This window comes from Roseateles sp. (assembly GCF_049240545.1).
Taxonomy (GTDB): domain Bacteria; phylum Pseudomonadota; class Gammaproteobacteria; order Burkholderiales; family Burkholderiaceae_C; genus Paucibacter_A.
The window spans coordinates 48463-59425 of sequence record NZ_JBMLSK010000107.1 but is presented as its reverse complement, the minus strand read 5'-3'; the positions used below and the strand labels follow the sequence as shown (position 1 = coordinate 59425).

Sequence of the window (10963 nt, the reverse complement as noted above, 5' to 3'; positions counted from 1 at the left end):
TTCTTGATCGCCGGTCGCGGTTTCGTTGCCGGCTGAACAACGGCCGGGCTGGCCGGCTTGGCCGCCGCCGGACGCTTGATGCTGGGCACGCGTGGCGGCGGGCTCAAGACCGGCTGGCGGCGCGGCACGCATTGGGTCTGCACGCCCGCCAAGGCCTGCACCGGTGCCTCATCCAGATCCGGCAGTACAGCAGCGGGCGCGGGCGCTGGCGGCGGTTCGGGTTCGGGGTCGAAACGCAGGGCCAAGGCCGGCGCGGCATCGCGCTGCGGCAGCGCAAGTTCGCCGCGCTGGCGGCGCCGCTGCACCTCGCTCAGCACCGGGCTGCTGCAGCTGCCTTCGATGAAGTCGGCCCGCTGCAACTCACCATTGCGCAGGTCCAGGAACAGGCTGGATGCATCGCCGGCATTGCGGTTGCTGCTGCTGACCAACTGGCTGCCGCGTGGCAGCGTGGCGGGGTCGGCCACCAGCACATGGCTCATCGGGCTCAGGCCGCAGCGGCTGTACTTGCCTTCCACATCGCTGATGACATAACTGCCATCTTCCATATAGAAGCGCACGCCGGGAATGCCGATCTCCTCTGAGTCTTGCACCTGGTTGTGGTTGCAATCCACATAGATCTTGCCGCTGAAGCAGGCCTCGTTGCTGAAAACGCCGCCGGTCACCTTGACGCGCACCTCGGCCTCGTTCGAACACAGACCCACGCCGGGCAGGCTGCCGACGCAGGCTTGCGCCTTGTTGATGCCGGTGCCTTGCAGACTGCCGACGCCGAGGCGCACGCGGTAGTTCAACCGCACTTGTGCCTTGGGCAAGAGGCTGCCGAGTTCAAACTGCAGCTGCCCGGCGCCGAGCAGGCGCGGCTCGGCCAAGGGCCGGCCATCGAGCTGGGCGGTGCCGGGGATGTAAACAAAGCCGGCCGGCAGACGATCGTTCAAGCGCACGCCGGGCAAGGGGTCGCGGCCCGCGTCGGCACGCTTGACGATGACGGTGTAGCGCACGCTGTCGCCCAGCTCGGCGATGTTGCGGTCCACCGTTTTGCTAACGAAGAGTTGCGGCGCCACGCAGGCATCCAGCGGGATGTGGTTGTTGACGATGTCCGGGCCCTGGGCCGGGTCCAGCCACATCGACATGTAGTAGTCGGTCCGCTGGTCAGGCGTGGGCGCGGTGGGCTGATCCTGCACGGTGCAGACGCCGCCGGTGCTGGCCGAGCTGCATTGCGCCGGGGGTCGGAGGGGGCTGCTTTGCGGCGGGATCAAACGGCTCAGGCCATCGCCCTGTGCGGTACTGACACGCAGGCGATAGAGTCCGACGCCCGGACATTCGGCCGGCGCCGGATTGTTCAGCAGCAGGTGGTAGCCCCCATCCACGCCGCCGGCAACACCGACTTGCGTGACCATGCTGTTCACTCCGCCCACCATGCAGCTGGGCGGCACCAGATTGCCATTGGCATCCAGCAGCTCAACCTTGACGCCCGCCAGCGGCGCGCGCGTGGTGCTGCAGTAGGTGACACCGGCGGGGTCCAGCGGCAGGCTTTGCTGCACACGCCCCAAACCACAGGCGGGCACCGAGAGATTGCGGATGGTGCCACCGGCGACGATGCCGGTGCCGCTGGCGGCTGTGGGGTCATTGCCACCACTGGGGTCGCGCGACACCGGGCGGCCAAAGTAGGCACCGCTGGCCGGGTCCTTGAAGCGCACGCTATAGCCCTCTCCGGACGGGATCCCGCTGACCTGATACTGGCCTCGCACATCGGACACCCCCGTCGCGACCACCTGCTCCTGGGCATCCAGCACTTCGACGATCCAACCCGGTTTGGCCGGCTCATTCGGGTCGCGGCGGCGATCATGGTTCACATCGACCCAGACCTCGCCGCTGATGGCGCCCAGCGGCAGCACTGGCGTCACATCTTCATAACGGTTATTGCCCACGGTGACGGGATCGCTGGCCTCGCCGCCGCCGGACACCTGCACCACATTGGTCACCTGGCCATGGCTGCCGGGCAAGCAGCTCTGGCCCTGCACCGTGCCGCCGGCGTCCGGCGCCACCTTGACCTGCAAGACGATGGTGTTGGGGTTGTCCACGGGCTGGCTGCCGGCACCGGGGATGACGGTGCTGCTGCTGCAGCGCGCCACCTGGCCGCCGACCTCGCTGGCACTGCAATCCCAGCCCAGGCCTTGCGGCAGCGCCGCCAGGCTCAAGCCGGCGGGCAAGGTGTCGACGATTTGATAGGGTTGGTTGGTCGCCGCCGGGCCTTGGTTGGAGACGATGATGCGGTACTGACCCAGGCCGCCGGCGGTGAAGCTGGCCGGACTGTGGGACTTGCGCACCAGCAGGTCGACCACCGGTGTGGGCGGCACGATGCGATTCACCACGGTGACCGCATTGCCGCCATTGACGGCGCTATCGCCGATCTGCAGCGTGGCGGCCGGGCTGAAGCTGGCCTGACCCACCGGGGCCAAGACAAAGCCGCCGCTGAGCGTGGCGCCGCTGGCACTGGTTTCGCTGAGCGTGCAGCTCTCACCCAGGGCCAGGCTGCCGATGGTGCCGGTGGCCGGGGGGCGGAAGCTGACGCTGCGCAGGCCGCTGCTGCTGCAACTGGCTTGCACCGTGATCAGGGGCTGGGTCAGCAAGCGGCCGGCGTCCCCCTGGTAGGCCTTGGACACGGTCAAGAGCTGCGGCAGCAAGACCGCATTGCTGATGCTGACGGCGTTGTCGCCATTCTGCAGATTCAGGCTGGCCGGCGCGATCAAGGCGGACGAGGCGGGCGCCAGCACATGGCCCCCGCTGAGCACGGCGCCGTCGGTGCCCAACTCGCTGACCTCGCAGCGCTCGCCGGCGCTCAAGTTGTCGATGACGCCCTGGGATGGTGGCTGGAAGCTCAGGGTCTTGAGGCCCGACTGGGCGCAGATGGCCTGCACCCGGATCAAGGGCTGGGTCAGCAGCGCGGCGACATTGCCTTCAAAGCGCTTGCTGATCACCAGTCGCGCGGGCAGCGGCGCCAGCAAGGGGTTGCTGACGGTGACGCTGTTGCTGGCCTGCAGCGGCGTGTTGGCAGCCAGGCTGAACAAGGCCTGATCCAGGCCGGCATAGCGGTAGCCGTCGGCCAGACTGCCGCCACTCAGCCCCACTTCGCTGAGGCTGCAGCGCTCGCCCAGCTTCAGGCCCGCGATGCGGCCCGCGCCGTCGGCACTGAAGCTGACGCTGCGACGGCCACTGAGGCTGCAATCGGCCTGGATGGTGATCTGCGGAGCTGTCAGCACGCGGCTGGGCAGGCTGTCATTCAACCATTGCTTGCGCAGCAGCAAGACCGCCTCGTCCGGCGGCAGCAAGGGATTGCTGAGCAAGACCTCTTGAGTCGCGGCCAGCGGCGTATCGGCGGCCAGGCTGATCTGGGCGCTGCCCGGGGCGTCGAACTGGTAGCCACCGCTGAGCTCGCCGCCGCTGATGGCGGTTTCGCTGAGCCGGCAGCTTTCGCCCTGCACCAGGCCGCTCAGGCGGCCGACGCTGTTGCTGGGGAAGCTGATGCTGTGTTGGCCACTGACCGAGCATTGGGCTTGCACGGTCAGCGTTGGCGCGAGCACGATGCGACTGGGCGTGCTGTCGCCCGTCCAGCGCTTGCTGATCAGCAACTCCGCCGGGCCGGGGGCCTCGAGCACATTGGTGATGAGGACCGCGGTGGTCGGGTCCAAGGGCCGGCTGCTGCTCAGGCTGATCTGTGCCGTGCTCGGGGCCGCAAAACGGTAGCCATCGGCGAGGCTGCCGCCGCTGAGCGCGGTTTCGCTGACGCTGCAGGTCTCGCCCACGATCAGGCCGCTGATGCTGCCGGTGCTGCCCGCCGTGAAGCTGGTGCTCTTGAGGCCGCTGACGGAGCAGTTGGCCTGCACAAAGATGGTGGGCGCCTGCAAGACCTTGCTGGGCACGCTGTCGTTGGCAAAGGCCTTGCTGAGGCTCAAGCTGGCGCCGCCCGGCGGCACCAGCGTGTTCGTCAAGGTCACCGCGGTGGTCGCCGACAAGGGCGTACTCGGGCTCAGGCTGATCACGGCCGCCGAAGGCGCGGCAAAGCTGTAGCCAGCCGCCAGGCTGCCGCCGCTGAGAGCGGTTTCGCTCAAGCGGCAGGTCTCGCCGGCCACCAAGCCGCTGATCACGCCGCTGCTGCCGGCCTTGAAGCTCAGGCTCTTCGAGCCACTCACCGAGCAGCTCGCGCTGACGGTGATCATCGGGCCGTCCAGCACCTTGCTGGGCACGGTGTCATTGGCATAGAGCTTGGTGAGGACCAAGCTGGCCGGCACCGGTGGCAGCAGCGGATTGCTGATCACCACCGGGGTGTCAGCCGCCAGCGGCGTGCCCGGCGCCAGACTGATCTGCGCCAGGCTGGGCGACTGGAAGCTGTAGCCATCGGCCAAGGCACCGCCGCTGAGCGCCGTTTCGCTGACGCTGCAGGTTTCGCCTTGCACCAAGCCGCTGAGGGTGGCGGTGGTGCCGGCGCTGAAGCTGACGCTCTTGAGGCCGCTGATCGAGCATTGCGCCTGCACCGTGATGGTGGGCGCGAGCGTCACCTTGCTGGGCACGGTGTCATTGGCAAACACCTTGCTGATGCGCAGCTGGGCCGGATTGGGCGCCTGCAGGGTGTTGGTGATGCTGACGGGCGTGTCCGTCGTCAGCGGGGTGTTGCTCGCCAAGCTGATCAAGGCCGAGGCCGGTGAGGCAAAGCTGTAGCCGCCGGCGAGGCTGCCACCGCTGACCGCGGTTTCTGTCAAGCTGCAGGTCTCACCGGCCACCAAGCCGGTGATCTGACCGGTACTGCCGGCACTGAAGCTGGTGGTCTTCAGCCCACTGACCGAGCAATTGGCGCTGACGCTGATGGTCGGCGGCGTGAGCACCCGGCTGGGCACGCTGTCATTGGCGTAGCGCTTGCTCAGGGTGATGACCGCGCCGCCCGGCGGCACCAGGGGGTTGGTCAAGGTGACCGAGGTCACCGCACTCAAGGGCGTGCTGGGGCTCAGGCTGACCGTGGCCGAACTGGGCGGTGCGAACTGATAGCCGCCGCTCAAGCTGCCACCGGTGATCGAGGTTTCGGTCACCGTGCAGGTCTCGCCGACGATCAGGCCGGTGATGGTGCCGGTGTTGCCGGCGGTAAAGCTGGTGGTCTTGGTGCCGCTGGTCGAGCAAACCGCGCGCACGCCAATGGTGGGCTGGGTCGTCACGCGGCTGGGGCTGGTGTTGCCCGAATAGGCCTTGACGATATTGAGCTGCGCCGGCGTGGGCGGCACCAAGGGGTTGGTGACGGTGACGGCGGTGTTCGCCGTCAAGGGTGTGCTGGGACTCAGGCTGACCGTGGCCGAACTGGGCGGTGCGAACTGATAGCCGCCGCTCAAGCTGCCGCCGGTGATCGAGGTTTCGGTCACCGTGCAGGTCTCGCCAACGATCAGGCCGGTGATGGTGCCGGTGCTGCCGGCGGTGAAGCTGGTGGTCTTGGTGCCGCTGGTCGAGCAAACCGCGCGCACGCCGATGGTGGGCTGGGTCGTCACGCGGCTGGGGCTGGTATTGCCCGAATAGGCCTTGACGATACTGAGCTGCGCGGGAGGCGGCGCCACCAGCGGATTGCTGACGGTGACCGCATTGCTCCCGGCCAAAAGAACACGCGGGTTGCTGCCGCTGAAGCTGGCCGAACTGGTGGGCGAAAACTGATAGCCGCCGCTGAGGGTGCCGCCGATGATGGCGGTCTCCGACAGGGTGCAGCTCTCGCCCGAGCTGAGGCCGCTGATGCTGCCGGTCGCCGGTGGTGTGAAACTGACCGTCCGGGTTCCCGAACTGCTACAAACCGCCCGCACGCTGATGCTGGGCTGGCTGCTGATCTTGCTGGGCGCGGTGTCGCCGGTGTAGACCTTGCTGAACACCAGGCTGGCGGGGCTGGGTGGATCGGGGAGGTTGCCGACAAAGTCGTAGCTGTGGAACTCGCTGCCGCCGCTGTTTTGCACCAGGTTGCCGGCCACGATGAGGCGACCGTTGGTGCCGGGCACCGCCTGCAGCAAGCTGCCATTGGGCACGATGATGCTGCCCTTGAATTGGGACGAACCGGTGATATTGACTTGGCTGGCGTTGGCGAAGTTCCAGACGATGCGGCGCGTCAGGTTGCTGCTGAAGGCGCCCAGGTTTTCCAGGAAGTTATTGCTGTTGATGGTGACCGTACCGCTGGCGGTCACATTGATCAGCACCGTGGCATTGGCCGGGATGGCGCTGAAATCAATCGCCACGCCGGTCACACCGACGGCCAGCGTGAAGATCTGCAGATTGGCGCTGTCATTGGCCCTGAAGGTCAGCGTACCGAATTGATTGCTGGTGCTGCCATTGGCCGTCAGGCCGGCCCAGTAGGCGCTGTTGCTGCGCAAGGTCGTGAAGTCCACCGGCGAGCTCGGCACCAAGGCGCCAAAACTGAGATTGCCCTGGGTGGTCACCACGCCGGTGCCGGTTTTGACGCCGCCCACCTTGGCATCGGTCACCAGACCCAGGCCGTCCAACGCAAAGGTCGAGCCCGCGCCGACGTCCAGATTCGCGCCCACCACCAGGCCGGGCTGGCCGGTCACCGTCGAGTTGCGCGGCACGACACAGGTGCCGGCCCCCACGGCCACCAGGTTGTAGAAGCGCCCGGGGCTCAGGCTCAAGCTGCCGCCCACATAGATGCGTCCCTCGGCCTCGGAGCCCACGGTCACGCTCATATTGCCGCCGGTGACGATGGCGTAGCCTTCGTCATAGCCGTTCGAACCGATGGCACCGCAGGCATTGACCGGCGGATAGCTGGCCGGGCAGCCCGAGCCCACGCAGGCGCTGGTCTGGCTGCCCAAGTTAGCCGCCTGTACGCCGCCCGCCGAGAGCAATGCGGCCAGCATCCAGCTGAGCTTCAGCGTCGAAGCGCCGCAGATGCGCCAAAAGCCCCGAGCCCTGCGAGGCTTAGTGCCCCGCTCCATGGTCCCCAACTGTGTCATCGTCGCGCTCTCGATTCGGCATAGGTGCCCTCTCGGTCGAACCGGAGGGCTTGTTGTTCTCGGAACCTGCAGCGCCCATCCAAGCATCGAAGGCGCACAGATCGACCCTTCCGATGCTAGACAAGTCCCCCAGCAAGCAAGCTCGAAAAAAGCCAGCGCTTTGGACGCCAGTTCGGGGGGCTTTTCAAGCCGCTCCGCCTGAACAGGGGGCGTGGCGCGAGGCTCCGAGGCTCTGCCATTCGCTCAGGACACCCTCCACTCAACCGGCAGTTCTGCAACTCATCGCAGCCGCTGAGGCTTGCCAGACTGGGCTGCTCATAATCCGGCCCAATCCATCACAACAAGACTGGAGCAAGCAATGCTTGACCGACACCGCAGCCGAAGCACCGCGACGCTGACTGGCTTGACCTTGGCCTTGGCTGGGGCGCAGTTCAGCGCCGTGGCAGCACCGAATCCTGCCGGCGGGGCTGAACTGACCCGGCCCTGCCGCATCGAAGGGGTGGCCAACGAGCTGCGATGCGGCAGCATCAAGCGAGCCTTGAACCCGGCCGAACCTCAGGGCGCGCAGATCGACATTCACTTCGTCGTGATGCCGGCCATGGCCCGCAACAAGCAGCCCGACCCGGTGCTGATCCTGGCCGGCGGGCCCGGGCAAAGCGCGATCGATATCGCGCCCATGATGATCGGGCGCTTGGCGCGCCTGAACAACCGACGGGATCTGATCTTCATTGACCAACGCGGCACCGGCAAGTCAGCGCCGCTGCAATGCCCGGACGACGAGTATCTGCCGCTGGCCGAGGCGCTGGATACCAACGCCCAGTTCCAACGGCTGGAACGCTGCCGCCAAGACCTTTCCAAGCTGCCCTATGGCGATCTGCGCTTTTTCTCCACCACCCTGGCCATGCAGGACTTTGATGCGGTGCGCGCAGCGCTCGGCATCAGCCGCTGGAACCTGAACGGTGGCTCCTACGGCACCCGCGCCGCGCTGGAGTACCTGCGCCTGTTCCCGGCCCAGGTGCGGCGCACGGTCATCGATGGTGTGGCGCCGCCCGATATGGCTTTGCCGTCCAGCTTCTCCACCGACAACCAAGCCGCACTGGAGGCCAGCTTCAAGGCCTGCGAGCAAGACCGCAGCTGCGCGCAGCAGTTCCCTCAGCTGCGCCAGCAATGGGCCGGTCTCTTGCAAAGCCTACCGCGCAAAATCAGCGTGCAGCACCCGCTGACCGGCTTGCCGGAGAGCTTCACGCTCAGCCGTGAAATGCTGCTGCGCGGCGTGCGCGCACCTTTGTATTCGCCTGCGCTGGCCTCCGCCCTGCCGGCCGCCATCGCGGCCGCCAGCCAAGGCCGCTTTGAGGGGCTGACGGGCCTGTCCGGGGCCCTGGGGGGCGGCCGCGCGGGCAAGCTGGCCGCAGGCATGCATTTCTCGGTGGTGTGCGCCGAAGACCTGCCGAGACTGGCCGACAGCAAAGATCCCGCCGGCGTCGACTATCGCCAGCAGGAGGCCGAGTTCTACGGCCGGGCCTGCAAAAACTGGCCACGCGCCAGCATCGCCCCCGGCTTCTACACCGTGCCACCGGCCCCCTCGCCCGTGCTGGTGCTCAGCGGCGGCGCCGACCCAGTGACGCCACCCCGACATGGCGAACGCGTGGCCAAGGTCCTTGGGGCTCAGCACGCCGAGCGAGTACAGCACCTGGTGGTGCCCGAAGCCAGCCACGGCGTCGTGGGCTTGGCCTGCATGCGCGATGTGCTGTTCCGCTTCATCGATGCCAAGAACGATGCGCAGGCCCTGCCGCAAGACGCCAGCTGTGCCAGCAAGATACCGCGCCCCTCCGTCTTCCTGCCGCCGCAGCCCGCGGCCTCGACCGGCGCTGCCAACAAGGGGCAATCAACATGATTCAGATTGAAAACGTCAGCAAACACTTTGTCTCGCGCAGCGGCGGCTCGCTGCTGAAGCGCCCGAACAAGCAAATCGTGCACGCCGTGCAGAACGTGACCGTGCAAGCGCCCAGCGGCCGCATCACCGGCCTGCTCGGCCCCAACGGCGCCGGCAAGACCACCACGCTGCGCATGTTGGCGGGCCTGTTCCCGCCCGACAGCGGCCGCATCAGCGTGGACGGCATCGCAGTGGCCGAACAACCGCGCCAGGCGCTGGCACGCATGGGCATCCTCGGTGATGCGCATGGGCTCTACCCACGCTTGTCGGCCCGCGAAAACATCATCTACTTCGGCAAGCTACAAGGCATGGAGCCCGACGCCGCCAACACCCGCGCCGAGGAGTTGGCGCGTTTGCTGGACATGCAGGCCATCCTCGACCGCCGCGCCGAAGGCTTCAGCCAAGGCGAGCGGATGAAGACCGCGCTGGCCCGCGCCCTGGTGCATGACCCGGCCAATATTGTGCTGGACGAGCCCACCAACGGCCTCGATGTGCTGGCCACCCGCTCGCTGCGCGAGGCCTTGCGGCATCTGCGCTCACCCGCCGGCGGGGCCAAATGCATCGTCTTCTCGACCCACATCATGCAAGAGGTGGAGCAGCTCTGCGAACACGTGGTGATCGTGGCGCATGGCCGCAGCGTGGCCGAGGGCACGGTGGAAGAACTGCTGGCCCAGGCCGGTGAACACAGATTCGAAGATGCCTTCGTCAAGCTGGCCTTCGGGCCGCAGACGGCCGCAAAGAACAAGACCCTGGAGGTGGCCGCATGAGCCAAGCTAACACCACGATGCTGCGGCATTTCTGGACCGTGCTGAGCAAAGAGGTGGTCGACGCCTTGCGCGACCGCCGCACCCTGCTGCGCCTGACGGTGCCGGCCGTGCTGATGGGGCCGCTGCTGCTCTTGGCCTTGTCGGGCCTGATCAGCTCGCTGGAAGAGCGCGCCGAGAAGCGCGAGATCATGGTGGCCGGCATCGAGCATGCGCCCACCCTGCAGAACTACCTGCTGCGCCAGACCTTCACCATCAAGACCGCACCCGCAGACTACGAAAAACGCCTGCGCGACAACAAGCTGCTGGAGCCGGTGCTGGTGATCACAGAGGATTTCGAGCCCAAGCTGCGGGCCGGCCAACAGCCCACCGTGGCGCTGGTCAGCGACAGCGCCAACCAGCGCGCCAACAGCGGCGTCGGCAGTTTGAGCCGGCTGATGAATGGCTTCAACCGCGAGCGCGCCACGCTCAATCTGGCCTTGCGCGGCGTCTCGACCGAACTGCTGCAGCCGGTGCAGGTGGAAGAGCGCGACTTGGCCAGTGCCCAGGCCCGCGCCACCCGCATCACCAGCATCATCCCGATGTTCATCATCATGGCGGTGCTTTACGGCGCCCTCACGGCGGCGCTCGACAGCACCGCCGGCGAACGCGAGCGCGGCTCGCTGGAGCCCTTGCTGATGAACCCGGTGCAACACCTGGCCCTGGTGCTGGGCAAATGGGGTGCGGTGGCCCTGCTGGGCATGTTGGTGGGGGTGCTGTCCTGCCTGAGCTTCATCCCGGCGCAGTGGCTGCTCCAGAGCGACAGCCTGCAAGCCATGTTCCAGTTTGGGGGCCGAGAGGTGCTGGCCTTTTTGCTGCTGCAACTGCCGCTGGCGGCCGGTCTGAGCGCGCTCTTGATGGCTTTTGCGATCCGCTCCAAGACCTTCAAGGAGGCCCAAGCCGGCACGGCCCTGGTGATCACCGTGGTCGGTTTGGCGCCCATGGTCAGCATGCTCAATCCAGGCGGCGATGCGCCCTGGTATCTGTGGGTGCCAGGTCTTGCCCAGAACACCTTGATGATGCTGGTGTTGAAGGGCGAGACGCCGAGTTGGGCGCAATTGCTGCCCAGTGCGCTGGTGGGCGTGGGTCTAACCCTGGGCTGCCTCTTGTTTGTGGCACGCTCGATGCGCGGTGCCGTGGCGAAATAGCCCATCCAGAGCAAGCTTGGCCTTTGTTCGAGTTGTCAGCCTTTTCGCCCCATGCTCATAATGACTCCGCGCCCGGCTTGCTGTGCGGTGAACGCCGCC

Annotated in this window: 4 protein-coding genes; 3 read left to right on the top strand and 1 reads right to left on the bottom strand. The window is 66.9% G+C overall.

All coding sequences use genetic code 11. The features are described from left to right. Positions 1–6980: DUF5979 domain-containing protein (locus ACOVRJ_RS07255; RefSeq protein WP_422043209.1), on the bottom strand; the 6980-nt coding region annotated here is incomplete at its 3' end. Positions 6981–7338: 358 nt separating this feature from the next. On the opposite strand from ACOVRJ_RS07255, the gene ACOVRJ_RS07250 reads away from it, so the two are divergent. From ACOVRJ_RS07250 to ACOVRJ_RS07240, 3 genes are read left to right on the top strand one after another with little or no spacing between them, the layout of a single operon-like run. Further along, entirely contained in the window at positions 7339–8874 is a 1536-nt protein-coding gene (locus tag ACOVRJ_RS07250) for an alpha/beta hydrolase (RefSeq protein WP_422043208.1), read from the top strand. Continuing rightward, the gene (locus ACOVRJ_RS07245) at positions 8871–9680 is read left to right on the top strand and encodes an ATP-binding cassette domain-containing protein (protein ID WP_422043207.1); all 810 of its coding nucleotides are present in this window, start codon (positions 8871–8873) and stop codon (positions 9678–9680) included. Before ACOVRJ_RS07250 ends, ACOVRJ_RS07245 begins: the two co-directional genes overlap by 4 nt. Continuing rightward, positions 9677–10864, top strand: a complete 1188-nt coding sequence (locus ACOVRJ_RS07240) for an ABC transporter permease (RefSeq protein WP_422043206.1) — start codon at positions 9677–9679, stop codon at positions 10862–10864. The genes ACOVRJ_RS07245 and ACOVRJ_RS07240 overlap by 4 nt, the downstream gene beginning before the upstream one ends. Positions 10865–10963: the final 99 nt, after the last annotated feature.